This window comes from Pseudomonas sp. SIMBA_067, from assembly GCF_046534675.1.
Taxonomy (GTDB): Bacteria; Pseudomonadota; Gammaproteobacteria; order Pseudomonadales; family Pseudomonadaceae; genus Aquipseudomonas; species Aquipseudomonas putida.
This window is the reverse complement of record NZ_JAWRYH010001008.1, coordinates 1-249: the sequence shown is the minus strand read 5'-3', so window position 1 is coordinate 249 and position 249 is coordinate 1. Positions and strand designations below refer to the sequence as shown.

The 249-nt window shown below is 63.5% G+C and carries 1 protein-coding gene; it reads left to right on the top strand.

Translation table 11 applies throughout. The annotated features are described in order from the left end of the window. On the top strand, positions 1–249 hold a 249-nt coding region (locus SB765_RS32260), incomplete at both ends, for a hypothetical protein (protein WP_410932847.1).

Genomic DNA, 249 nt, shown 5'->3' with positions numbered 1-249 from the left:
CTCGCCGACCGCCTGGCCTGGGAGCTGCAGCAGTACCCGGGCGTGCAGACCACCGTTTCGTTGGTCAACGCCGTGCGCCAGATCACCGCAGGCTCGTTCGAGGGCAACCCGAAGATGAGCAGCCTGCAGCGCAACCAAGACATGCTCAACTATGCCGCCCAACAAGCGTCGGTCAACGCCCCGGAGCTGTTCAACAACGACTGTTCGCTGATGCCGGTGATCGCCTACCTCAAGGACCACAAGGCCCAG